Source organism: Luteibacter sp. 621, assembly GCF_050435445.1.
In the GTDB taxonomy this organism is placed as follows: Bacteria; Pseudomonadota; Gammaproteobacteria; order Xanthomonadales; family Rhodanobacteraceae; genus Luteibacter.
Map to the genome: position 1 here is coordinate 34,005 of NZ_JBNDKI010000001.1, position 23,292 is coordinate 57,296.

Consider the following 23,292-nt stretch of genomic DNA (forward strand, 5'->3'; position numbering starts at 1 on the left):
CGCATTTTCGCAGACGACGTGGAACCAGCGCTGAAACACCCCCATGGTATAGTCGCCCTTCGATTTAGACGTCCAAACCCATGACCAAGACCCTCGACCACATCGACCCTGCCCTGCTCGCCGCACGCGCTGACGCCATTGCGGACGCCGCGCGCGAGCTGGCCGCGTTTGGCTGGACGCCCGCCACGAGCAGTAATTTCTCGATGCGCCTGGACGATGACCTGGCCGCCATCACGATCTCGGGTCGCGACAAGGGCCGCCTGGGCCGCGACGACATCATGGTGGTGGACATGGACGGCAAGGCCGTGGGCAGCGATGCGCGCCCTTCGGCCGAGACCGGGCTGCATACCCAGATCTACAAGCGTTACCCGGGCGCCAACGTGGTGCTGCACACCCACTCACGGACCCAGAGCGTGGCCTCCCGCCTGTTCGCCGCCGAGGGCCGCGTGCACCTGGAAGGCTGGGAGCTGCAAAAGGCCATCTCCGGCTATACCACGCACGAAAGCGTGCTCGATGTCCCCGTTTTCCCCAACACCCAGCACATGCCCGAACTCGAGGCCCAGGTCGATGCCTGGATCGATAGCGGCAAGCCGCTCTACGCCTACCTGATCAATGGCCACGGTATCTATACCTGGGGCCGTGACATGGCCGAGACGCGCCGCCACCTCGAGGCCCTGGAATTCCTGCTGGGCTGCGAACTCGACCTTCGGAGGCTTTCCCCGTGAGCCGTCTACGTATTTACGACGATGCCAACCATGACACCCCGGTAGCGGTCCTCGAGGACCACGCCGCCATCGCTGCCGCCCTGGGCACCGTTGGCGTGCGCTTCGAGCAATGGGAGGCGAACCAGCCGATCCAGCCCGGCGCCACGCAGGACGAGGTCATCGCCGCCTACCGCAGCGATATCGATCGCTTGATGCAGGAGAACGGCTACCAGGCCGTGGATGTCATCAGCCTCAAGCCGGATCACCCCGATCGCGCCGCGTTCCGCTCAAAGTTCCTGAACGAGCACACGCATAGCGAGGATGAGGTGCGCTTCTTCGTCGCCGGTGCCGGCCAGTTCACCCTGCACATCAATGGCCAGGTCTACGAGGTGCTGTGCGAAAAGGGCGACCTGATCGGCGTACCCGATGGCACGCCGCACTGGTTCGATATGAGCGTGTCACCCTACTTCGTGGCCATTCGCCTGTTTACGAATACCGAAGGGTGGGTCGCGAAGTTCACCGGCGAGGACATCGCCGAGCGCTTTCCGCGAATGGACCCGCATCCGTCGGCCGCTAACGCGTCGTAAAGGGCTCCCGGCTCGGCTATCCTGCGGATCTCCCCGATCCGCAGGTTTTCCCCATGTCCGATATCCGCGCCGTCCTCACCGACATCGAGGGCACGACCAGCTCGATTGACTTCGTGAAGGATGTGCTCTTCCCGTACGCCCGGCAGCACCTGCCCGCCTTCGTGGAAACCCACGCGGACGAGCCGGAAGTGCAGCACTGGCTGCACGAGGCGGCCAGGGAAGCGGGCATCGTCGAGGCGTCGCGCACCGAGATCATCAACCTGCTGATCCGCTGGATCGACGAGGACCGCAAGGCCACCCCGCTAAAGGCCCTGCAGGGCATGATCTGGCGCGAAGGCTACGAAGCAAAGGCCTACGTGTCCCACATGTATCCCGAGGTAGCCACCCGCCTGCAGGCATGGCACGACCAGGGCCTCCAGCTCTACGTGTACTCATCGGGCTCGGTACCCGCGCAGAAGCTGATGTTCGGCTTCAGCGAGAGCGGCGACCTGACCCCACTGTTCTCGGGTTACTTCGACACGCAGACGGGTCACAAGCGCGACGCTGAATCCTACCGCCGCATTGCCGGGGCGATCGGCCTGCCGCCGGCCCAGGTGCTATTCCTTTCCGACATCAGGGAAGAGCTGGATGCCGCGCGCGAGGCAGGCATGCGCACCACCCACCTGGTTCGCCCGCCTTTGCCCATGGTTGACGCCGGCCACCCGGCCGTGGCCGATTTCAATGCCATCCAGCCTTGATCCACGCCGCCGGACGGCGATCTACACGCTCGCCGGCTTCATTGCCGGAGCGTTGCTGACCGCAGCGATCCTCAACTTCGGGCCGCGGCCCGTGGTCACGGGCGTGGCGCCGACTGAGCCCGTAGCCGCACCCGCTGCCGCGACCACCGCCACGACAGCGGCCGCACGCGCCGTGACGGCCGACACGGCATCCGTGCCGGCTCCAGCCTCGACCGCCCCAGATCCCGATGCCGACGCCGAAGATGACCAGGGTGCCCAGCTCGACGTAGATAGCTGGCCGCAGGATGCCCCATCACCCGAGCAGGTATTCGCCGCCCAGCCCGAGGCGCTGCATGCGGCACTGGGGCGCCTTGCGAAGCGCACCCCAGGCAAGCCCAATGTGTACGCCCTGGCGTTCGGCGCCGATGGCTCCGAGGACGTCTTTCGCAACGAAGCCGAATACCTCGACAAGCTCATGGCCACGCGCTTCGGCAGCCCCGCCCACACACTGGTGCTGGAGAACAACCCGGCCACGCTGGCGAGCCATCCGCTGGCGAGCTGGACCAACCTCGAAGGCGCAGTGGATGGCCTGGCCAAGGTAATGAACCCGAAGGAGGACATCCTCCTCGTGTACATCGCCACGCATGGCGGCAGCGATCACAGCCTGCTGGTCGACATGGACCCCATCCCCCTCGACCAGCTCGACCCGGATGGCCTGGCACAGATCCTGGCCAAGCACGATTTCCGCTGGAAAGTGGTAGTGGTCAACGCCTGCTACTCCGGCGGCTACCTACCCAAGCTACGTGGCGACGGCAGCCTGGTGCTGGCCTCGGCGCGTACCGATCGCACCTCGTTCGGCTGCGGCACCGATTCGGATATCACCTACTTCGGCCATGCGTGGCTGGCGGATGGCCTGAAGGCGACGCCGGATTTCGTCGAGGCGTTCAACAGGGCCAAGGTGGAAATCGCGGGCTGGGAGAAACGCGATTCGGTGACCCCTTCGGAGCCGCAGATCGATATCGGTGCCGGGATTGAAGACAAGCTCGCGGCGTGGCGGAAGGTAGCCAAAATCGGGCCCGCGGTGCCCTTCGCTCCAGCGAGCAAATAGCCCCGCGGCTTAATCCGCTTTCAGGGCGAACGCATCGGCGTCCATCCACGCGGGAAAGCGCTCCCGATGGGCAACCAGCGGCGCCGGGTCGATGTTCACCGTCACGACCTGCTCCACCGGCCCAAGCTCGATCAGCGGCTCGCCCACCGGATCGATGATGGCGCTGTCGCCGGCGTACGGGTGGTTGTTGCCATCCACGCCCACGCGGTTAACACCGATCGTGTACGCCAGGTTCTCGATGGCGCGGGCGCGCAGCAGCGTGCGCCACGGCCCGCGGCGTGGCGACGGCCAGTTCGCCACGAATAGCGAAAGGTCGTAATCCATGCCACCGGCCGCGCCCTCGTTGCGGCCGTTACGCAGCCACACCGGGAAACGCAGGTCGTAGCAGACCTGCGGCAGGATCCGCCACCCCTTCAGCTCCACGATCAGCCGCTCGCGGCCGCCGCCATAGCGGGTATGTTCGCCCGCCATGCGGAACAGGTGGCGCTTGTCGTAGTACGCCAGGTCACCGTTGGGCGAAACCCACAGGAGGCGGTTGTAGACCGTCTCGCCTTCGCGAATCACCAGGCTGCCGGTGATGGTCGCGTTCACCTCGGTGGCGAGCGCGCGCAGCCAGGCCACGCTTTCGCCATCCATCGTCTCGGCGTTGCCCAGCGTGTCGTTGGTAAAGCCGGAGAGGAAGGTCTCCGGCAGCACGAAAAGATCACTCTGCGGCGCACCGCGCACCAGGCTGCCGTAATACTCACGGTTGGCCGGCGCATCGTGCCAGCGGGTGGCGCCCTGGACGAGGGAAACGGTCAGAGTTTGCACAGGAGCTCCGCGGCGGCTTCCATGGTGGCATCGTTCTTGGCGAAGCACAGGCGAACCAGGCGCGTGTCCGGTGCCGTCTCGTAGAACGGGCTGAGCGGGATGGCGGCGACACCGCCTTCGCGAACCAGCCATTCGCTGAAATTGATGTCATCGACGTCGCGGATAGCGCTGTAATCCACCAGTTGGAAATACCCGCCCGGTACATCGAGCAGCTTCAGCCGCGATGGTGCAAGGAGCTCGCGAAAGCGATCGCGCTTGGCCTGGTAGAACGCCGGCAGCTCAAGGTAATGCTCGGGCGTGGATTCGAGGAATTCCGCGAATGCCCACTGGGCCGGGTTGAACGTGCAGAAGGTAAGGTACTGGTGCACCTTGCGGAATTCGGCGGTGAGCACCTTGGGCGCCACGGCGTAGCCGACCTTCCAGCCCGTGCAATGAAAGGTTTTGCCGAACGACGACACCACGATGCTGCGCGCGGCCAGTTCCTCGTGACGCAGCACGCTCTGGTGGTCCGCGCCGTCGAACACGATGTGCTCGTACACCTCATCTGAAAGCACCACGATCGCCGTATTGCGAATGATGGCGGCCAGTTCGTCCAGGTCGGCACGCGATAGCACCGCGCCCGAAGGATTGTGCGGCGAGTTGATCAGGATCATGCGCGTCTTCGGCGTGATCGCCTCGCGCACGCGCTGCCAGTTGATGCCGAACGACGGCAGCTCCAGCGGGATATGCACCGCCGTCGCGCCCTGCAGCTCGATGGCCGGCTCGTAGCTGTCGTAGCACGGATCGAACACGATCACTTCGTCGCCCGCGCGCACGACGGCGGCGATCGCCGAGAACAAGGCCTCGGTGGCACCGGAGGTTACCGTGACCTCGGTATCCGGGCTGACCCGGTGCCCGTACAGGCGCTCGGTCTTCAGTGCGATCTGTTCGCGCAGCTTCGGAATGCCAACACCCGGGGCGTACTGGTTCTTACCCTCGGCCATGGCACGCGTGATCGCTTCGCGCAGGGGCTCCGGCGGCTCAAAATCCGGAAAGCCCTGGCCCAGGTTCACGGCCTTGTGTTCCAGCGCAAGCTGGCTCATGACACTGAAAATGGTCGTACCGACCTTGGGAAGCTTGGTTTCGATCTGCATCGAACGCCCTTATTCGTTTGGACGGCCAAACGCGGCCGTATTTTCCGATCCTAACATGCGGCGCATGGCAACCGCGCCCCTGCTGGCCGGGTCGGCCGCCACCTTCTCGCAATCCTTGTGGAACTCCGCCTGCGCCTTGGGCAGGCGCTCGGCCAGGAAATCCACGAAGCTGCGCACGGCCGGCAGCAGGCCGCGCCGGCTCGGGTACACGAAGTGGAGCGTGCCCTGGGCCGTGGTGTATTCGGGCAGCACCCACTCCAGCTGGCCGGTGCTCAGCATGGGCGCGCAGTAGTCCTCCGGCAGCAGGGCAACGCCGCAGCACTGCACGGCGGCGGCGATCAGCACGGTGAAATCCCCGCTCACGAGGCGTGGCTTCACCTCCACGGCCGCCTTCTTGCCGTTGGAATCCACCAGCTCCCAGACCTGGGCACCTTCGTGCTCGTACATGCTCAGGGCCGGGAGCTGCGCGAGCTCTTCAAGCGACTTCGGCCGGCCGTGGCTATCGAGGAACTTCGGGCTGGCGACCAGAAGGCTGCGGGCATAGCCAATGCTGCGCAGGACGAGGGTGGCGTCGGTATCCAGCTTTTCGCGCACGCGCACGGCCACGTCATACCCCTCGCCGATCAGGTCGACGCGGCGGTTGGTGGCGGTCAGGCGGACCTGCACCTTGGGGTGCTCCAGCATGAAGGCCGGCAGCATCGGCCCCACGATGTTCTGGGCGATGGAAATGGGGCAACTGATCCGGACGATGCCGCGCGGCTCGGTGCGCAGCTCGTCCACGGCATCCTGGGCCGCCTTGGCCTCCTCGAGCACCGCCCGGCAGTGCTGGTAGAAGCGTTCGCCGATCTCGGTAACCACGAAACGGCGCGTGGTGCGCTGGAGCAGGCGTACCCCCAGGCGGTCTTCCAGCTGGGCGATCCGCTTGGAGAGGCGCGATTTGGGGATGCCCAGGGCGCGGCCGGCGGCGGAAAAGCCACCGTGTTCCACCACGGACGCGAAGAAATACAGGTCATTCAGGTCTTGCAGGGCGCCTTCCATCAGGGCATGCCTCGGTCGTTTCCTATCCGGAACAATCAGTCTACTCCATGCCGACTAATCAATTGATTGTCCGAAGCGTACCTTTTCCTCATTCCCGCTCTCCGCGGGACCGACGAAACGAGGACCTGCCATGAAACTCCTGCACATTGACGCCAGCGCCCTGGGCGCCCATTCCGTCTCGCGCGGCCTGACCCAGGCCATCGTCTCGGAGTTCGTGAACAACCACCCGGGCACCGAAGTCACCTACCGTGACCTGCATGCCGCCCCGCTCGCCCACTGGGGCCTGCCGGCCGGCGAAGACGACCCGAACGCCGCCGAAGCGGCCAAGGTCATGGAAGAATTCCTGGCGGCCGATGTCGTCGTGATCGGCGCCCCGATGTACAACTTCAGCATCACCAGCTCGCTGAAGGCCTGGATCGACCGCATCGCCGTGGCCGGCAAGACCTTCCGCTACACCGCGAATGGCCCCGAGGGCCTGGCTGGCGGCAAGCGCGTGATCATCGCGTCGAGCCGCGGCGGCATCTACAGCGCCGGCCCGGCCGCTGGCATGGACTTCCAGGAGCCGTATCTGCGTGCGGTGCTGGGCTTCCTTGGCGTGACCGACATCGAGTTTGTCCGCGCCGAAGGCGTGGCCATGAGCGATGACCACAAGGCCCAGGCGGTCGAGACCGCCGTGGCCGGTATTGGCGGGCTGCTGCGTAAGGCGGCGTAACCGTACAGCGCATCGCGCGCAAGCGCGCTCCTACACGACGCGACGGGCGGACTGTAGGAGCGCGCTTGCGCGCGATCGCTTTTCCCGATGGCCAGGCAGCTCAGCTGCCCTGCTTGCCGGGCTTTTTCTCCGGCATGTTCTGGTGTTCCTTCGGGTGGCCTTCGCCCGGAATGTGCTCCTTACCGGTGCGGGGCTTGGGGTTATCTTCCTTGTAACCTGGGGTTTCCTGCTTACCATCGTTCGTTGTGGTCATACGTCTCTCCTCCGCATCAGTGCCGCTGCTGGCAGGCGGCATGGCCACACTCGCACGCGCCACCCACGTTTTGCGTCTCGGCCGCCATGCGGCAGGCTTCGCTGCAGTAGTCTCGCGATACGGGCACCTGGCATCCGCAGCCGGTGTGGTCGCAGGGCTTGGTCGGTTCATTCATCGCCACGTCTCCTGACCTACATTCCGTCCGCGAGCGTGCGCGGCGCGACGTCTATTTTTCGTTACTGGCCGGCGAAGCGGCCTGCGCATCGAGCGCGGCCCACCCATGCGCCTCCACCAGCAATCCGCTCAAGCTGCGCACATCCTGCAGGTTGTGTTCAGCGACACGGATCAGATCGATCGATGAGCCGCCGCGCAAGTAGGTGAGCCACGCCCGGGGTGCCTCGGAACCTGGCAAGTCATCCTCGCGCACGATCCGCAGGAGCTTGCGTTCGGCGGTCTGCATTTTGCAGTTCTCCCATGCGTGGCGAAAACGGCGGCGCATGGGATGAAGCAGATCGACGTGGGTGAGACCCATGAGAGGATTCGGAAGGCGTGCCAGCCGGTAGCGCGTCGACAGCAGCGGCGCGTCATACGATTTGCCGTTGTAACTCACCAGCACCGTTTCGACGCCGACCCAACTGGCGAACACGTTGAGCATCGCCGTTTCCGCCGCCATGCTCGTCATGTAGAGCTGGCGTACGCGCAGCCGGCCACCATGCCAGTCGGCGGCGCCAATCATGAACGCGCGCGTGCCCGTGCCGCCGGCCAGGCCCGTCGTTTCCGTATCGAAGTGCAGCAGGTGTTCACGGCGCGCCGTGGTCAACCGGGCAAACGAAAGGTCGAACTCCTCCGGTGGCTCGGGCCACACCGTGGCGTACTCGAGATAGCGCAGGCCGGGTGCGATTTCTTCACCGGGCACATCGCGCGTCATGGCCCGCGGCGTCACCGCCTTGACGATGCCGAGGCGATCGCGCACACCGGCCATGCGGCGCAAAGCCGCCAGATCCACACCCGGAGCGATGGCTGGAGCCACCGCTCCGGCGATCGCGCGCGCTCCGGCAACAGCCGGGACGACGCCGGCAGCAGCCCTCGCTCCCGCGCCGCCATGGGCAACGGTGGCGCCCTGCCCGCCGGCCTGCTTGCGCAGCGCGGCGAGCTTTGCGGCCAGGTCACTCACGCATTCGCCCCCAGCAACGCCAGCACCTTCACCGCCAGCGAACGCGGCGTGTCATCGCGATGCTCATCAGCAGCAAGCACCGGACCGACACAGGCCGGGCAGCCCGCCTTGCACTCGCACCCCTGCACGGTTGCCAGCGCGTGCCGCACCAACTCGGGCGCCCGGCGAAACAGCGGCTCACTGAGCCCGACACCGCCGGGGAAGTTATCGTAGAGATAGACCGTCGGCAGGAACCGCTCGAACGCATCGGGCAAGGCCAGCGAGCCATCGGGCGCACGGATTTGCCCGCGCCCGCCCGTATCGACTTGCGCCGACCAGCCGCCATCGCCCGACCCGACGGCCTTCTGCAGATCGCGCGGCTCAGCCATGACTGCCACGACAGCAGCGGTATGCAGCGCATACGCGGCCCCAAGGAAGCCATCCAGTGCGTGCTGCCGCGAACGAAATGCGCTATCGAGGACCCCCTGCGGCAACTGCCACCACACCGCGGTCGAGTGCAGCTCCTGATCCGGCAGGTTGACCGGCCCGTAGCCAATGTTCTCGTGGGTGTAATAGCGGATTTTCTTATAGCCCGATACGCGGCGAACCACATGCACCTCACCATGGCGCGCCGTGCCCTCACCCGCATGGGCGCCATCGAAACACTCCAGTTCCTTGAGCTTCGTGTAGTCGATGGCATCGGTGTAGTAATCGACGCGGGTACGCGTGCAATACGCCTTGCGCCCCTCCCAGTCCAGCCGCTCGACCTGGTACGGAACGCTCTGGATCATATGGATGGCGCCTTCGTACAAGGTCAGTGCCGCCGCCGAGTAATCCACTTCCGCAATGATCGACTGGCGCCCTTCCGTGCGATCCACGACCACGAAATTGCCATCCGCCACCGAACGCAGGCTCACCGCGTTCGCGGGATAGCTATCGGCAATCCATTCCCAGCGTTCGCCTTCACGGTGGAGCACTTCGGCTTCCTGCAATACCTGCAGGTAGGGCTCGGCATCATTGGGACCGAATGGATCGGCGCCGACGAACGGCAACTCGAATGCTGCGCAGCGGATGTGGTCGAGGAGGATGAGCGGCTGATCGGGCTGGATTCGCGCGTGTTCCGGGCTGGCCTCGGTAAGAAAGGCCGGATGCCGCATCAGGTACTGATCGAGCGGTGCACTGGTGGCCACGAGCACGCCAAGCGATGGCTGCTGTCGTCGGCCAGCACGGCCGAAACGCTGCCACGTGGCGGCGATGGAGCCCGGGTATCCATTCAGCACGACGGCATCGAGGCTGCCGATGTCCACGCCCAGCTCCAGCGCCGATGTGGACACGATGCCATCGACGTTGCCCGCACGCATTTCGCGCTCGACCGCACGGCGTTCCGTTGGCAGGTAGCCGCCGCGGTAAGCGCGGATGCGCGGCGCCTTCCGCGCATCGTGGTCGAACACATCCTTCAGGTACTTTGTGAGCACCTCAACCATCAGCCGCGACTGCGCGAAAACCAGCGTCTTCATCTTTGCCTTGATCGCCACGCGCGCGATCAGGTTCGTTTGCGAGCGAGCGGAGGCGCGCAAGCCGAGATCCGGGTTGACGACAGGTGGGTTCCACAGCAGCACATGCTTGTCGCCACTGGGCGCGCCACTGGTTGCCACGCTTAGCACCTCGTCCTCGATCAATGCCTCGGCGTGCTCCGTCGCATTACCAATGGTGGCCGAACAGAGGATAAATTGAGGGCGCACACCGTAAAACGCGCATATCCGCTTCAGCCGGCGCAGCACGTTGGCCAGGTGTGAGCCGAATACACCACGGTAGGTGTGGATCTCGTCGATCACCACGTAACGCAGGTTCTCAAAGAATTGCGCCCACTTGGTGTGGTGCGGAAGGATCGCCTGGTGCAGCATGTCGGGGTTGCTTACCACCACATCGCCATGCAGCCGGATGGCCTGGCGCGCATCGCCCGGGGTATCGCCATCGAAGGTGAATGCCTTCACCCCCAGGTCCCCTGCCCGGTTCAGTTCCAGCAGTTCGGCCACCTGGTCCTGGGCGAGCGCCTTGGTCGGGAACAGGTACAGGGCCTTGGCGCCCGCCTCGAGCACCGAGGACACGACGGGCAGCGTGTAGCAGAGCGTTTTGCCGGAGGCGGTCGGCGTGGCGACCAGGACATGCTTGCCAGCGCGGGCCCCGTCCCAGGCCTCCTGCTGATGCGAGTAAAGCCGCTCGATACCCCGGGCAGCGAGCGCCGCGGCGAGCGATGGCGGGAGGTCGGCCGGCAATGGCACGAAGCTGCCCTCGCGCCCAAAGACCGTGAACGCCGTGGCGACCCGGTCGCCGTATTTGTCGGTTAACCGGTGGGCCAGCGTGCGGCCATCGTGGTGGGTAGCGAGCGCCGCATCGGCCTCGTCGTTGCGCTTAGCTTGGAGGTAGGCGGCCATGGCGGGTCGGGCACAAAGGGGAGGCCCGTTTATGGGCCCGCCCCGTCTCAGATCCTGCGACCGCCCCGATCACCCAGCGAGGCTGGGCTCGCCATGGGCGGCATCGACATGCCAGTTGCCGTTTTCGTCCTCTACCTTGATCTCCGCATCCTGGCCGGGCTGGGCCTGGATGGAACCAAGCAACATGCGCGCGTGGCGAAGAGCCTCCTCACGCGTGGCGAACTGGCCCGCCAGGTCCGAGTTGCGGCGCACGATCCATTGTCCGCGCGGTGCGGCGTTAAAAGGCAGGTAAAGAATGATCCGCACAAGGCACTCCGCCATGGGAAGGCGAATTGCCCTCCATGGTTCGAAGCTAGGGGCGGGGTCGTCGCGGAGGCGTTACGGCCAGGTGGCCGTGGCGGTCACGTCAGCCGGAATACGCATTGCGGGCGGCGGCAAGCCAGTTAGCGTGCTGGCAGCCCTTTTCCATGGCGGCGTCCACGGCGGCGCGCTCGTCGAGAAACTCCTCGAGCAGGGTAATCATTACGAAATCACGTGGGCCGGCATGCGCCAACTCCACGATATAGGCCGACTTCCACAACCCCAGCGGGTTGCGGAGGGTGCGCACTTCTACGCAGTACTGGCCCACGATGCGCCGGTGCATGTCACGGAACTCCCGTCTGGCGACGCGATGCGAATAACTGGATTCTTGCGCCTTCGCGTCGCCAATGACAAGCGTTATATGACCGCTCAGGCCTTGGGCTGGGCCGCCGTCGCAGCCGCGAGCCCTTCGCCACTGGCAGGAATCGAGAAGGTCTTGGTCTCGCCCTGGCCCACCGTGGCATCGGCGTCCACGCGGTCGCTGCTGCACGCACCATGCGGCATCACGGTCAGCTTGCGGCTGCCCGAGGGCACGTGAAGGACCAGCTGCTGCCCGATCTCCATGTCAGCCACCACCTTGTCGTCGAGGTAGATGGCACTGGAGCAACCCGCGCCCCAAAGCCCCTGGTCACGGACGATCGTCAGCGTGGCATCACCGTCGGAGGGGTTCTGGTAGGCAAAGGTAGTACTCGACAGGACATCGTGGATCCCGACGTGGCGCTCGTTCTGGGTGGCGCAGCCGGTAAGCAGGACAAGGCCGGCGATGGCGAGATAACGCATGGCGTGCAACTCCTTGGGGGACTTGCCCAGCATTCTTTCGCAAGTGTGCAACCGGAGTGAAGTGCCGTAACGCGGCCTGCACGCAGGGCACCGAACAATGCCGCCCCCACGCCCCTTAAGGAAAACCCGCCATGGCCAGCCGCGACTGGATCGAAATCGAATCCTTCGAAGCCGTCGACGACATCGGCCAGTTCGATCGGCCCGACATCCCGCGGGTTGAGGCGATTCTTAGCGGTGCCCCTGAGCGCGAATGGCAGCAGTTCTTCGTCGTCCGCGCCCGGGCACTCGAACAGACCCAGCCGGGCCTGCGCATGGAAATCCTGGCCGACCGCCTGGGATTCCACACCCGCGCGGCGCACATCGAGGAAACCTGCCGCCTGGTCAACGATGCCGTACAGGGCACCAACCACGACTACGCGGCCCAACGGGCAGCCGAGGAAAAGCGCATCGCCGACCGCGATGAAGAAGTGCGCGAGCTGATGGCCAAGGTCAAAACCGTCAACGCGGCGTGGCCGCCCGGGTCCCCAGGCAAATAACTCACCCCGGCCACGCCAATCAGATCTAGACTCAGCCCATGAGCCCCCGCCCTGACGCCCTTGTATTCGACCGAGCCAGCCTGGTGGCGGAGACCGTCGCCGTGGCCCTCGAGTTCGAGGGCTACGCCGCGCGCGCCACGGTGACCTACCGCGACGCGAAGCGGGCCTACCAGAACATGCCCGATCTATCGCTGCTGGTAATACACGCCGATACGCCAGGGGAGCGCCGGGGCACGGCCCTGCTTCAGGCGGTGCTCCGGGAGCGGCCAAAGACGGCGATTGTCGTGGTTTCCAGCCGCGTGCCCGAGGACCTGGCGCCATTCCCGCCCAGCGCCGTGTTCCTCGAAAAGCCGTTTGACCGCGCCCAGCTGTTGGAGGCGATCGCCCAGGCCCGCGGCGCGCGCCACGAAAGCGCTTAGTTAACGCTCCAGGCGATGCAGCGACTCCCGGGCCATGCGCCAGCCCTCGGACAAGGCCATCTTCTGCGAATCGTAGGACACGCCGCCGCTATCACTGGTGTCTATGATGGTGGTTCCGTCGCGCGCAAACACGCGGTAATCCCAGGTGTATCGCGGCACATCGTGGGCACTGCTGTCGCGCAGGCATTCCACGTCGATGCGGGTTTCTTCGTCCAGGTCATGGCCCATGGCACGCTCCGCCGGCTGTCGGGAGGATGAGTGCAGCAAGGTCCGTATAAAGAACGCGCGAACGCCAGGGAAAAAAAGTGTCGGCCTAGCTATCCAGCGTCTCGAACGTGACCCGGTTCGCGTTGAACTCCACCAGCGAGTGCAACGGAAAGGATTCGGCGATCGCCGAAATCTGCATGATCACATCCTGCAAATCGGGGTCCTCGTCCATGGCATCCACCGTGCGCACGGAGACGAGCTCCGCCAGCAGCAGGAGCATGCCGGCCTCGGTGCGGACCAGCCGCGCCGGGAACTCGCTCAGGTAGCCTTTTAGCCGCGCCACGTCGAGGGCCGAGCGTACCAGCCCGATCAGCCCGGCATCGTCGGACCCCTCCACCAGGCGCAGGCCGATCATCAACAAACGCGCCATGCGTGCCTCCCCCAAGGACGGGGCGAGTTTGGCCTTGCCCGGGCTGGCTGGCAAGGGCCCTGGGACGTCCCCAGCTACCCGGCAGCAAGGCACCCGCTTGCCAGTATGGCGGTATGCTCGGGCGCATGTGCGGACGCTACGCCACCTACGGCCCGGCCAGCATGTCGCGGGAAGCCCGCGATGTGCTCGAGCGTCTTGAACTCGATCTTTCCAGCGAGATCAACCAGCGCGAGGATCACTTCAATATCGCTCCGACCCAACGCGCTCTGGTGGTGACGGGGCCTGCGGAGGGCCACGCCGAGGCCGGGCTGTTCCGCTGGGGGCTCATTCCGTCATGGGCGAAGGACCCCTCGATCGGCGCCCGCATGATCAACGCCCGCCGCGAGGGCCTTGCGGAAAAGCCGGCATTCCGGGCCGCGGTAAAGAAACGCCGCTGCCTCGTGCCCGCCTCTGGGTACTTTGAGTGGCAGGGCGAGAAAGGCAGCAAGCAGCCGTACTTCATCCGGCCGCCCGATGGCAGCTTGCTGTTGTTTGCGGGTTTATGGGAAGTCTGGCGTGACGCGGAGGGTGAGCCGGTGCGCACCTACACGATCATTACCGGCGAACCTGGCAAGGTCGGCGGCGATATCCACGACCGCCAGCCGGTCATCCTGGCGCCGGACGCCTGGGAAGACTGGCTGTTTGCGCCGGCGGATGTCGCGCTGCCACTACTGGAGGCGGCCAGGGAGCCGGACCTGGTCTACTACCCGGTCACCAAGGCCGTAGGCTCGCCCAGGAACAACACCCCCGAGCTGGTACAACCCCTGTAGGAGCGCGCTTGCGCGCGATAGGTGGCTTGCGGTAACGCCCATCGCGCGCCAGCGCGCTCCTACAGGTGAATCGCTTAGAGGCAGCTGATGGCTTCGTCGCGGAAGCGGCTGTCGTATTCCGAGCCCTTCTTCATTTTCTGCAGTTCGTACATCACGACCTGCGCGCCGGAACCGTTGGCGGTAACTTCCAGGCGCTCGTGCTTGCCATCGTCGCTGGCAGTGACCACGCCCTTGTCGTCCTTCGCGTCGCCCTTCGCATCCTTCGTGATGGCCTGCCACTTCGGCACGACGCACTGCACGTAGGCCGGCACGCTCTTGCCCGTCTTGCTGCTGAGCTTGGGCAGGGTGTCTTTCATGCCGCTGGTGGCGCAGCCGGCCAGGAGGATGCAGCCGGCGATCGCAAGAACGTGTTTCATGCTGGATTCCACGGTAAGGTTCCCGGGATTCTAGCCGAGAGCGGGTACCGGAATCAGGTCCCCGCGTGCACCGAGGTATTGGCGTCGGCCTTCGCAAGCTGGTTGGCGCTGCACTTCAGGTAGTTCGACGAGGCCAGCCACTTCTGGTCGGGGTAGTACGAAAACACCATCTGCCCACCCTTCAGCGCATCGATAAGCTTGTGCGCCACGGCCGTGCTCACTGCCGGGCAACCCCAGCTACGGCCGATGCGGCCAGCTGCACGCGCCATGGTTTCGCTCACGTACGCAGCGCCGTGGATCACGATCGCCCGCGCCAGCGCGTTGCTGTTCACACCCGGCTCGAGCCCTTCCATGCGCAGCGAATAACCATTCTTGCCCATGTAGGTGTCTTCGGTGCGGAACAGCCCAATGCTCGAGGCCAGGCTGTTCGGGGCGTTCGAAAATTTCGTGCTGCTGCCATCGCCGCTGTTCTTGCCGTGGGCCACCAGCTCCTGGAACAGCAGCTTGCGGTTCACGGTATCGAACACCCAAAGGCGCGGCTGCGAGGATGGCTTCGAGTAATCAATGACGGCCAGGCGGCTCGAAGGGTTGCCGCCCTGGCTCTGCGCACACTCCGCCGCCTGGACAGCAAGTCCAATCACTTTCGGGTCGGCGGAGGGAGCCAGTTTGGCCAGCGCAGCACCGAGCGAATCGGCGGCATGGGCCTGGAGCGGGAGGAGAGCGAGCGCACCCAGGAGCGGTGCGGACGCGATAAGCGTACGAATCGATCGAATCATCAGGCCAGCCGGGGGGACTACAGATGGGCCGATCCTAACGTGGTGATCATTTACTGACCACAACATCGTCACATCTCTGCCCTTCATATATGTGAAAGGGTGAAGGAATCACCGCAGAAAAAACTGGAAGCAATAGATAATGACTATGGAAAAGCGGCTACCCGGCTTACTCGCCCTGCTCCTCCTGGGAATGGCTCTGCCGTTGTGCAGCCATGCCCAGACCCCTGCGCCCCCCGCCTCTGCGGCGAATCCACCCCCCATCGTTGCCCCTGCCCCGGGATCAGGCACCAGCGTCACCGTGCCGCAACCCCCTCCGTCGGATGACCCGGCCGCGCAGGCTATCTACGCCCGGATCGTGGCCATGGTCCCGATCCAGGGCGGGCCCATAAGCCGCCAGGAGGCGGCCATCGGTCAGGCGCTGTCAGATTTCTATACCCAGCGGCACTACGCCCCCGCATGGGCCGATGGCGATAACGTCGATCAATTGCTCGGCGGCCTGGCATCGCTCGAGGGCGATGGCCTGCTGCCACAGGATTACGGGCTCGATGCCCTGCGCAATGTCTGGCAGGCGCCCGGTTACAAGGATGCCAGCCCCGCCCAACATGCCGATTTTGACCTCATGGCGACCCGTGCCTACATGACGGCCCTGGTGCAACTCGCCCGTGGCAAGGTTGATCCGACGCGGCTCGATCCGGTGTGGAACATCGATCCGCTGGCCATTGATCCCCAACAGGGCCTGGCCATTATCGAGGCGTCGATCAACGATCACACCGTGACGCAGGCCTTCGCCATGGCACGGCCGCAGAACCCCCTGTATGCGCAACTACGTGATGGCCTGGCCCAGCTCCGCGCCACCGCCGCGAACGGCGAATGGCCAACCGTGCCGGAGGGGCCATCGCTGAAGCCCGGCATGAAGGATCCCCGGGTGAGTGCGTTGCGCGCGCGACTGGTCGCCGGCGGGCACCTGGATGCGTCGCTGGACCACGGGCAGCACTACGACAATGCCGTGACCGATGCGGTGAAGCGCTTCCAGCAGGACCAGTTCCTGGAGATCGACGGGGCCGTGGGTGCCGATACGCTCGCAGCGCTCAATGTTTCCATCGCCCAGCGGATCGGCCAGGTCCGCGCGAACATGGAGCGCGCGCGCTGGCTGCTGCATGCGTTGCCGGACACCTTCGTGGTCGTGGATGTGGCTGGCTTTAGGGTTACCTACTACCGTGACGGCAATCCGATCTGGAAATCCCGCGTGCAGGTGGGCAAGCCTTACCGCAGCACGCCCATTTTCCGTTCGGATATCACGTACATCACGTTTAATCCCACGTGGACCATTCCGCCTACGATCCTGAAGAACGACGTGATCCCCAAGATCCGTGCGAACCCGTCGTATCTCGCGAACAACCGGATCCGGGTGCTGGATAGCGCCGGCAACGCCATTTCTCCGGGCAGCGTGAACTGGTCCAGGCCCGGCGGCGTCACCTTGCGGCAGGACGCTGGCCCCGGCAACTCGCTGGGCCAGGTGGTCATTCGCTTCCCGAACTCATTCGCGGTGTACCTGCACGATACGCCGCACCAGGAGCTCTTTTCCAAGGCCAAGCGGGATACCAGTTCCGGATGCATCCGCGTAGAGCACCCGCTGGATCTCGTGCAGCTCCTCTTCAACGATGATGAGAAATGGAACCGCGATGCAATCGATGAGCGCATCGCCACCGGCAAGACCCAGAACGTGACCTTGCCAACCAAGGTGCCGATCCTGCTGGCCTACTGGACGGTCGATATCGATAACGACGGCAAGCTGGCTTACAAGAACGATATCTATGGCAGGGATGCGCCGCTGTTGGCGGCGCTCAACAAACCACAGTTGCTGAAGACCTTGTAGCGCACCGCCTTGATGCGTTTTGCCGCAGCCCGGCCGCGGTGGCCGGGCGTATACTGCGCGAATGAACGCCCCCCTCGAAGCGACCGAACTGACCCTCCACGACCAGGTGCACGACGAGGGCTTCGCCTTCGTACACGGCGACACCATGCGCGACCTGGTCAGCCACGTGGCTTCGCTGGCCGATTGGGAGGCCTTCGCGGCAAGCTGGAACGCACTCGAGCCGGATACGTACCTTGCGGCCACGGGACGTTTCCGCCGCCGCCGGCACGCCACCTACTCCGCTGAGCGCTTCGGCCGCGTCGAGCAACGGCCGCACCAGGCCCACTTCCAGGCCCGGACCTACAATTCGCTGCAAGGGGATATCCAGCGGTGGTTTGAACCGGTGCTCCCGGAAATTGCCGTCGGTGCGACCATGCAGGCCATCCTCGGCTTTTGCCGGGACTTCTTCGGCGGCCTTTCGCCTGAGGTGCCGCACTGGCATATCGAGGTGCACCAGTTCCGCATCGAGGCGACCGCCGGCGCCGCCGGCGAACCGACCCCGGAGGGCAGCCACCGCGATGGCGTCGACTACGTACTGGTCCTCCTGGTCGATCGCGAAAACATTGCCAGCGGCACGACCACGATCCACGCACCGGATGGCACCGCGCTCGGCGAGTTCACCCTGGCCCGGCCGTTCGATTCGGCACTCATCCACGATCCGCGCGTATTCCATGGGGTTACGCCCGTTACACCGCTCGATCCGGCCAAGGCCTCCCACCGCGACGTGCTGGTGGTGACGTTCCGCGGAGGCTAATGGCCGATCGCGGTGAGACGTTCGCACCAACAAGTGTCCCGGATTCTCAAATTCCCGACATCTGCCCGTGCCACAATGGCAGCCCTCGCCGCTGCAGATTGAAGTGATGAATTCGTCCGGCAAATACGATTTCAGACAGTTCCAGGACGAACTCGCCGCACTCGACCGCCAGAAAGCCGCTTCCCCGCCGCCCGTCGCGGCGCCCGCCGCGCCGGCGCCCGAGAAGCGCAAACCCGGCAGGCCGAAGACCGTCCGCGTAGACCCCCTGGCCGACGCGCGGGTGGCTTTCGATGCCCTGCGTATCAGCTACAAGCTGAGCGTCGCCGATGTGGTCTCCTGGTTCCCGGAAGAAGAAGGCATCGCCTACCTCCAGGCCTTGCTGGCCCAGCCTGCGCCAAAACGCCGCCGCAAGAAGAGCGAAGACCCCGGAACCTGAGGGCGTACGATAACGGGATGACACCACATACCCGCACCCCTGGCATCCGCTCCCTGCTCTTTGCGTACCGCGGCACGATCATGCCGGTGATCCTGCGCCGGGTGCTCTATGCCGTGGCGCTATCGCTGGTCGTCGCCGTGCTGGACCTGAAATACGGCTGGTTCAGCGGCGGCCTGAACGCCACGCCACTCACACTGATGGGCCTCACGCTGGCGATCTTCCTTGGCTTCCGCAACCAGGTTGCCTACCAGCGCTGGTGGGAGGCGCGGAACCTCTGGGGCGAGCTGGTCACCGTGGGCCGCGACCTTGCGCGACAGGTAACCGCCTTCCTGCCGCGGGCTTCCGCGGCTGAGCGGGCCACGCTCATCGGCATGGTGATCGCGTTTGCGCACGCGCTGCGTCACCACTTGCGCGACACAGACCCCGCACCCGAACTCTCCACATGGCTTGCGCCAAGCGTGGCCGAGCAGGCGCTTGCCGCCCCCAACCGACCCGCCTTCCTTGTGCATCGCCTTGGCGTCGCGCTCGCCGAGGCATCGCGCGCGGAAGGCTCGGACCCGATCCTGCTGGCAAGTATCGACAGCAAGGTCAGCCAGCTTTCGCACGTATTGGCCGGCTGCGAACGTATCAGCAATACGCCCATCCCGTTCTCGTACATCCTTTTGCTGCACCGCTCGGTGCACGTGTACTGCTTCTTCCTGCCGTTCTGCCTTGTCGGCGTCATGGGCTGGTTCACCCCGGTGGTGGTGGCGATCCTGGCTTACACCTTCTTCGGCCTGGATGCCCTGGGCGATCAGATCGAGGATCCGTTCGACGTGATGCCGAACGACCTGCCGCTGGATGTGTACACGACGAATATTCAGGGCGACCTGATGGCACTTATCCACCAGTCATAGGGTTTCGGCATATATATCATACTGTGATATATTGGCGATCCCGTTGATCGCCATGCCCCGCTATGTCCCGAAGCCCCAGGTCGTCGCGCCTCTCGAAAAGCGATTTCGAACAACTCTCAGAGTTCCGCTACCAGATCCGCCGTTTCGAGCGGTTCTCGGAGAACGCTGCCCGTGAAGCGGGACTCACGCCCCTGCAGTACCTGGCCCTGCTGCACATCAAAGGCTACCCAGGGCGCGACTGGGTTTCTGTCGGGGAACTGGCCGAACGTTTACAGGCGCAACACCACGGCGTTGTAGCCCTGGTCGGCCGTTGCGAAGAACTCGGCCTTGTCATGCGCACACCATCCAGCGAGGACCGGCGCGTTGTCGAAGTACGCCTGACTGCCGACGGTGAGGCGATGCTGGTAAAGCTTGCCGCCATGCACCGCGCGGAGTTGCGTTCGCTGCAAGGCACGTTCTTTATCCCCAACCTGCCGGACGGCGACGCATGAGCCACGACAGCACCCGACGGGATTTCTTCGCCAATCCACGCCTGCCGCTCATGGCTGGCCTGGCCGTGCCGGTGGGCGTGCTTTCCACGCTGGCGGCCTTCGTGCTGCTCAGCCTGATCCACCTGTTCACGAACATGTTCTTCTTTGGCGCGTTCTCCTTTGCTGATCGCTCACCGGCCGGCCATACGCTGGGTGCCTGGGTCGTGGCCATCCCCATCGCCGGCGGCGTGCTCATTGGCCTGATCGCGCGCTTTGGCTCGGAGAAAATCCGCGGCCATGGCATTCCCGAAGCGATCGAAGCCATCCTGTTCGGCAAAAGCCGCATGTCGGCGAAGGTGGCACTCCTGAAGCCGCTGGCATCCGGCATTGCGATCGGCAGCGGCGGCCCCTTCGGCGCCGAAGGCCCGATCATCATGACCGGGGGCGCGCTGGGATCGCTGCTCGCGCAGACGCTCAGCCTTACCGCGGCGGAGCGCAAGACGCTACTGGTCGCCGGCGCGACCGCCGGCATGACCGCGGTGTTCGGCACCCCACTCGCGGCCGTGCTGCTCGCGGTAGAGCTCCTCCTGTTCGAATGGCGCCCGCGCAGCTTCATCCCCGTGGCCGTGGCATGTGCCGTGGCAGGCTTCGCCCGTGCGTTATGGTTCGGCTCGGGTGCCATCTTTCCTCTGCAAACCACGCCGCCGCACATGGTGGCGCTATTCTCCTGCCTTGTCGCCGGGCTGCTATCGGGCATGCTCGCCGCAGGCCTGTCCGCTGCGCTGTACAAGGTCGAGGACATGTTCGCTCGCCTGCCATTGCACTGGATGTGGTGGCCGGCGCTGGCAGGCATTGTCATCGGCGTGGGCGGGCTGATCGAGCCGCGTGCGCTGGGTGTCGGCTACGACGTCATCGATGACCTGCTGCATCAGCATGTCGTCCTTGGCGTTGCCATCGCCCTGCTTATCGTCAAGGCCATCATGTGGGTCGTGGCCCTGGGCTCGGGCACCTCGGGCGGCGTGCTCGCACCCCTGCTCATGCTCGGCGCCGGCCTTGGCGTCGTGCTCAGCCACGTCCTGCCTGGCGCCGAGCCGACGTTGTGGCCACTGGTATGCATGACCGCGACACTAGGCGGCACGTTGGGCGCACCGCTCACGGCGATCGTGTTCGGTTTCGAGCTCACGCACGATGGCAATGCCATGCTGCCCCTGCTCGCCGCTACGCTCACAGCGCATGCATTCGTGACCGTGACCATGCGCCGCTCGATCATGACCGAGAAGATCGCGCGCCGCGGTTATCACATCTTCCGGGAGTATGGCGTCGATCCGCTGCAGCGACACGATGTACGTGAGGTCATGACGGCTGGCGTGCAGGTGATCGATGCGGCCACGCCACTCGATGTCGTCATGACCACCTGCTTCGGTCCCGGGCAAACGCATCGCGCATTCCCCGTTGCCGCTGATGGGCTGCTTGTGGGCATGGTCGATCGCGGCGCGTTACAGCGCTGGATCGATGCCGGGAGCACTGGCAACATCGGGGCGGCGGCAGCCAGCGAACCCGTCGAAACCGCCGTCCCCAGCGAGACCTGCCAGCAAGTGGCCGCGCGCATGGCCGTACACCAGATCGAACGGATGCCCGTCGTCGATAGCCCCGGCTCGCGCCGCCTGGTCGGTATTGTTTCGCGCAGCGACCTGGTCCGGCCGCTGGATGCCCATTTCCATGAGGAGCACCGGCGCGAGCGCTTCTGGCGTCCGCGCCCGTTTCGGCCGCGCTAGAACACGTGCCGCAACAGCCAGAACAAGCCAGCCGCCAGGGCGATCGATACCGGCAAGGTGAGCACCCACGCGAGCAGCATGTTGCGTACGGTGGGCCATTGCAGGCCGGAGCCATTGGCCGTCATGGTGCCCGCCACGCCGGATGAGAGCACGTGGGTGGTGCTCACCGGCAGGCCGAAGCGATCTGCCGCGCCGATCGTCAGCATCGCCACCACTTCCGCGGACGCACCCTGCGCATAGGTGAGGTGCTGCTTACCGATACGCTCGCCGACGGTGCGCACGATGCGCCGCCAGCCCACCATCGTGCCGAGGCCCAGGGCAATCGCGACCGCCACCTTCACCCAGGTCGGGATGAACTTGGTCGCCTTGTCGAGCAGGCCATGGTAGTTGTCGAGCACACCCTGGTCCTCGGGCGAGAATGCAGGCTTCTTGTCCTTGGCCATGAGGCGCAGTGCCTCCGAACTCAGGTACATGTTGTTGCGGACGTTGTTGACCTCGTGTTGCGGCACGTCGGCGAGCGACGGGCGCTGCGCCACCTGGCCCGCGATCGTGGCGGTGAGTTGGGTCAGTGCCTGCAGGGCCTGCGGCGTCGCCTCGTGCGACTGGATGTAATGCTCGATCTCGGCACGCGGGTTCGCGACCGGCTCCGCACCGCTGGCGTACTTCGACAGGGTTTCGCTTGCGTGGTGCGCCACCGATACGAAGGTCTGAGTCTCGCCGCTGGTCACCGCTTTATTGAGCGCATAGGCGCTAGGCACGGTGCCGATCAGGATCAGCATGATGAGGCCCATGCCCTTCTGGCCATCGTTCGAGCCGTGCGCGAACGACACACCCGTGCAGGTAAGGATCAGCAGGGAGCGCACCCAGAACGGCGGCGGCTTGTCGCCATGGGGCTCCTGGTACAGCTCGGGCACCTTCACGAAGGTCTTCAGCGCAAGCAGCAGGAGATATGCCAGCGCAAAGCCGATCAAGGGCGAGAACAGCAGCGACTTGCCCACGCTCAGTGCCTGGCTCCAGTCCACCGATGCGTTGGCGTCTCCCGGGTTCATCATCTGGTTCATGACGCCGACACCGATGATCGAGCCGATCAGGGTGTGTGAGCTGGATGACGGCAAGCCGAGCCACCAGGTGCCAAGGTTCCAGATAATGGCCGCGATCAGCAGCGAGAACACCATGGCGAAGCCCACCCCGGTGCCGACGTTGAGTACCAGCCCGATGGGAAGCAACTGGAGCACCGCATAGGCCACGGCACCGCTGGAGATGAGCACGCCAAGGAAGTTCCAGCTACCCGACCATACGACGGCAAATGTCGCCGGCAGCGAGCGCGTGTAGATGACGGTGGCCACGGCGTTGGCCGTATCGTGGAATCCGTTAACGAACTCGAAGCCGAGGGCGATCAGCAACGCGATCCCCAAAAGCACGTATTCGAAGGTAGGGCTGGCCGGCGCGACGGTCAGGTCGTGACCCAATTGCGAGCCCACGTAAATCGCCGCAGCCAGGAGGACGCCGGCACCCACCAGGAAACTGATCATGCGGGTTTGCGGGGAGCCGACGGGCTGGGAGCTCAGGACGGTGCTGTTCATCGCGTGCCTCCGGTCATGACCCGCCCACAACTAGCAAGCCTCCATGACGGTCTGGTGTCAGGATGGCCGAATACGGCCATC

Annotated in this window: 29 protein-coding genes; 14 read left to right on the forward strand and 15 right to left on the reverse strand. The window is 65.1% G+C overall.

The genetic code is table 11. The annotated features are described in order from the left end of the window. Window positions 1–80 precede the first annotated feature (80 nt). Genes ABIE56_RS00170 through ABIE56_RS00185 form a run of 4 tightly spaced genes read left to right on the forward strand, consistent with a single transcriptional unit; the run spans window position 81 to window position 3,115 of the window. The gene (locus ABIE56_RS00170) at window positions 81–725 is read left to right on the forward strand and encodes a methylthioribulose 1-phosphate dehydratase (RefSeq protein ID WP_429241802.1); all 645 of its coding nucleotides are present in this window, start codon (window positions 81–83) and stop codon (window positions 723–725) included. Then, the gene (locus ABIE56_RS00175; RefSeq protein WP_429241803.1) at window positions 722–1,291 is read left to right on the forward strand and encodes a 1,2-dihydroxy-3-keto-5-methylthiopentene dioxygenase; all 570 of its coding nucleotides are present in this window, start codon (window positions 722–724) and stop codon (window positions 1,289–1,291) included. The genes ABIE56_RS00170 and ABIE56_RS00175 overlap by 4 nt, the downstream gene beginning before the upstream one ends. Before the next feature lie 53 nt (window positions 1,292–1,344). Further along, window positions 1,345–2,028 carry an acireductone synthase gene (mtnC, locus tag ABIE56_RS00180; RefSeq protein ID WP_429241804.1) on the forward strand — a complete coding sequence of 228 codons (684 nt, stop codon included), beginning with the start codon at window positions 1,345–1,347 and terminating at the stop codon, window positions 2,026–2,028. Further along, the gene (locus ABIE56_RS00185; RefSeq protein ID WP_429241805.1) at window positions 2,012–3,115 is read left to right on the forward strand and encodes a C13 family peptidase; all 1,104 of its coding nucleotides are present in this window, start codon (window positions 2,012–2,014) and stop codon (window positions 3,113–3,115) included. The genes mtnC and ABIE56_RS00185 overlap by 17 nt, the downstream gene beginning before the upstream one ends. A 9-nt stretch (window positions 3,116–3,124) precedes the next feature. Here the strand turns inward: ABIE56_RS00185 and ABIE56_RS00190 are convergent, their stop codons facing one another. Genes ABIE56_RS00190 through ABIE56_RS00200 form a run of 3 tightly spaced genes read right to left on the reverse strand, consistent with a single transcriptional unit; the run spans window position 3,125 to window position 6,096 of the window. Next, window positions 3,125–3,925, reverse strand: coding sequence for an amidohydrolase (locus ABIE56_RS00190; RefSeq protein WP_429241806.1), 801 nt, complete (start codon window positions 3,923–3,925; stop codon window positions 3,125–3,127). Continuing rightward, window positions 3,913–5,058 (reverse strand): pyridoxal phosphate-dependent aminotransferase, encoded by a 1,146-nt coding sequence (locus tag ABIE56_RS00195; protein WP_429241807.1) that lies wholly within the window; start codon window positions 5,056–5,058, stop codon window positions 3,913–3,915. Before ABIE56_RS00195 ends, ABIE56_RS00190 begins: the two co-directional genes overlap by 13 nt. Before the next feature lie 9 nt (window positions 5,059–5,067). Beyond that, complete coding sequence (locus tag ABIE56_RS00200) at window positions 5,068–6,096, reverse strand: LysR substrate-binding domain-containing protein (RefSeq protein ID WP_429241808.1); 1,029 nt, start codon at window positions 6,094–6,096, stop codon at window positions 5,068–5,070. Window positions 6,097–6,226: 130 nt separating this feature from the next. Between ABIE56_RS00200 and ABIE56_RS00205 the strand changes: the two genes are divergently transcribed. After that, window positions 6,227–6,808 (forward strand): FMN-dependent NADH-azoreductase, encoded by a 582-nt coding sequence (locus tag ABIE56_RS00205; protein ID WP_429241809.1) that lies wholly within the window; start codon window positions 6,227–6,229, stop codon window positions 6,806–6,808. A 100-nt stretch (window positions 6,809–6,908) separates the two neighbouring features. Here ABIE56_RS00205 and ABIE56_RS00210 read toward each other — a convergent pair whose 3' ends face one another. From ABIE56_RS00210 to ABIE56_RS00240, 7 genes are all read right to left on the reverse strand, one after another. Further along, window positions 6,909–7,061 carry a hypothetical protein gene (locus ABIE56_RS00210; protein ID WP_429241810.1) on the reverse strand — a complete coding sequence of 51 codons (153 nt, stop codon included), beginning with the start codon at window positions 7,059–7,061 and terminating at the stop codon, window positions 6,909–6,911. Window positions 7,062–7,077: 16 nt separating this feature from the next. Then, the gene (locus ABIE56_RS00215; protein WP_429241811.1) at window positions 7,078–7,236 is read right to left on the reverse strand and encodes a hypothetical protein; all 159 of its coding nucleotides are present in this window, start codon (window positions 7,234–7,236) and stop codon (window positions 7,078–7,080) included. Window positions 7,237–7,287: 51 nt separating this feature from the next. Beyond that, a complete protein-coding gene (locus tag ABIE56_RS00220) occupies window positions 7,288–8,235 on the reverse strand; it encodes a ribonuclease H-like domain-containing protein (protein WP_429241812.1) in 948 nt (315 codons plus the stop codon). Further along, entirely contained in the window at window positions 8,232–10,649 is a 2,418-nt protein-coding gene (locus ABIE56_RS00225) for a DEAD/DEAH box helicase (protein WP_429241813.1), read from the reverse strand. The genes ABIE56_RS00220 and ABIE56_RS00225 overlap by 4 nt, the downstream gene beginning before the upstream one ends. A 69-nt stretch (window positions 10,650–10,718) precedes the next feature. Next, window positions 10,719–10,955, reverse strand: a complete 237-nt coding sequence (locus tag ABIE56_RS00230) for a DUF2188 domain-containing protein (protein ID WP_429241814.1) — start codon at window positions 10,953–10,955, stop codon at window positions 10,719–10,721. 100 nt (window positions 10,956–11,055) lie between these two features. Beyond that, window positions 11,056–11,292, reverse strand: a complete 237-nt coding sequence (locus ABIE56_RS00235; RefSeq protein ID WP_429241815.1) for a hypothetical protein — start codon at window positions 11,290–11,292, stop codon at window positions 11,056–11,058. A gap of 86 nt (window positions 11,293–11,378) precedes the next feature. After that, window positions 11,379–11,789 carry a hypothetical protein gene (locus ABIE56_RS00240; RefSeq protein ID WP_429241816.1) on the reverse strand — a complete coding sequence of 137 codons (411 nt, stop codon included), beginning with the start codon at window positions 11,787–11,789 and terminating at the stop codon, window positions 11,379–11,381. Window positions 11,790–11,920: 131 nt separating this feature from the next. On the opposite strand from ABIE56_RS00240, the gene ABIE56_RS00245 reads away from it, so the two are divergent. Beyond that, window positions 11,921–12,325, forward strand: a complete 405-nt coding sequence (locus tag ABIE56_RS00245; RefSeq protein ID WP_429241817.1) for a hypothetical protein — start codon at window positions 11,921–11,923, stop codon at window positions 12,323–12,325. A gap of 38 nt (window positions 12,326–12,363) precedes the next feature. Continuing rightward, the gene (locus ABIE56_RS00250; RefSeq protein ID WP_429241818.1) at window positions 12,364–12,744 is read left to right on the forward strand and encodes a hypothetical protein; all 381 of its coding nucleotides are present in this window, start codon (window positions 12,364–12,366) and stop codon (window positions 12,742–12,744) included. Here ABIE56_RS00250 and ABIE56_RS00255 read toward each other — a convergent pair whose 3' ends face one another. Together ABIE56_RS00255 and ABIE56_RS00260 are read right to left on the reverse strand one after the other, a co-directional pair. Further along, window positions 12,745–12,972: a hypothetical protein gene (locus ABIE56_RS00255; protein WP_429241819.1), complete on the reverse strand. Its 228-nt coding sequence runs from the start codon at window positions 12,970–12,972 to the stop codon at window positions 12,745–12,747. It lies immediately after the preceding gene. Window positions 12,973–13,057: 85 nt separating this feature from the next. Next, complete coding sequence (locus ABIE56_RS00260) at window positions 13,058–13,381, reverse strand: hypothetical protein (RefSeq protein WP_429241820.1); 324 nt, start codon at window positions 13,379–13,381, stop codon at window positions 13,058–13,060. 125 nt (window positions 13,382–13,506) lie between these two features. Between ABIE56_RS00260 and ABIE56_RS00265 the strand changes: the two genes are divergently transcribed. Further along, the gene (locus tag ABIE56_RS00265; RefSeq protein WP_429241821.1) at window positions 13,507–14,190 is read left to right on the forward strand and encodes an SOS response-associated peptidase; all 684 of its coding nucleotides are present in this window, start codon (window positions 13,507–13,509) and stop codon (window positions 14,188–14,190) included. 74 nt (window positions 14,191–14,264) lie between these two features. On the opposite strand, the gene ABIE56_RS00270 is transcribed toward ABIE56_RS00265, so the two are convergent. Both ABIE56_RS00270 and ABIE56_RS00275 read right to left on the reverse strand, forming a co-directional pair. Further along, window positions 14,265–14,606: a hypothetical protein gene (locus tag ABIE56_RS00270; protein WP_429241822.1), complete on the reverse strand. Its 342-nt coding sequence runs from the start codon at window positions 14,604–14,606 to the stop codon at window positions 14,265–14,267. Between the two features lie 53 nt (window positions 14,607–14,659). Next, window positions 14,660–15,382 (reverse strand): murein L,D-transpeptidase catalytic domain family protein, encoded by a 723-nt coding sequence (locus ABIE56_RS00275; protein WP_429241823.1) that lies wholly within the window; start codon window positions 15,380–15,382, stop codon window positions 14,660–14,662. Window positions 15,383–15,680: 298 nt separating this feature from the next. Here ABIE56_RS00275 and ABIE56_RS00280 point away from each other — a divergent pair, with 298 nt between their 5' ends. From ABIE56_RS00280 to ABIE56_RS00305, 6 genes are all read left to right on the forward strand, one after another. Further along, window positions 15,681–17,258 carry a L,D-transpeptidase family protein gene (locus ABIE56_RS00280; protein ID WP_429241824.1) on the forward strand — a complete coding sequence of 526 codons (1,578 nt, stop codon included), beginning with the start codon at window positions 15,681–15,683 and terminating at the stop codon, window positions 17,256–17,258. Window positions 17,259–17,319: 61 nt separating this feature from the next. Then, a complete protein-coding gene (locus ABIE56_RS00285) occupies window positions 17,320–18,051 on the forward strand; it encodes a 2OG-Fe dioxygenase family protein (protein ID WP_429241825.1) in 732 nt (243 codons plus the stop codon). A gap of 67 nt (window positions 18,052–18,118) precedes the next feature. Then, on the forward strand, window positions 18,119–18,487 hold the full coding sequence (locus tag ABIE56_RS00290; protein ID WP_429241826.1) for a 2-hydroxyacyl-CoA dehydratase: 369 nt from the start codon (window positions 18,119–18,121) through the stop codon (window positions 18,485–18,487). Between the two features lie 17 nt (window positions 18,488–18,504). Beyond that, window positions 18,505–19,383, forward strand: coding sequence for a bestrophin family protein (locus ABIE56_RS00295; RefSeq protein WP_429241827.1), 879 nt, complete (start codon window positions 18,505–18,507; stop codon window positions 19,381–19,383). 62 nt (window positions 19,384–19,445) lie between these two features. Beyond that, window positions 19,446–19,874: a MarR family winged helix-turn-helix transcriptional regulator gene (locus tag ABIE56_RS00300; protein WP_429241828.1), complete on the forward strand. Its 429-nt coding sequence runs from the start codon at window positions 19,446–19,448 to the stop codon at window positions 19,872–19,874. Next, the gene (locus tag ABIE56_RS00305) at window positions 19,871–21,628 is read left to right on the forward strand and encodes a chloride channel protein (RefSeq protein WP_429241829.1); all 1,758 of its coding nucleotides are present in this window, start codon (window positions 19,871–19,873) and stop codon (window positions 21,626–21,628) included. The genes ABIE56_RS00300 and ABIE56_RS00305 overlap by 4 nt, the downstream gene beginning before the upstream one ends. Here ABIE56_RS00305 and ABIE56_RS00310 read toward each other — a convergent pair. Continuing rightward, window positions 21,625–23,211 (reverse strand): inorganic phosphate transporter, encoded by a 1,587-nt coding sequence (locus ABIE56_RS00310; RefSeq protein WP_429241830.1) that lies wholly within the window; start codon window positions 23,209–23,211, stop codon window positions 21,625–21,627. The two genes, ABIE56_RS00305 and ABIE56_RS00310, sit on opposite strands and share 4 nt — an antisense overlap. Window positions 23,212–23,292 lie beyond the last annotated feature (81 nt).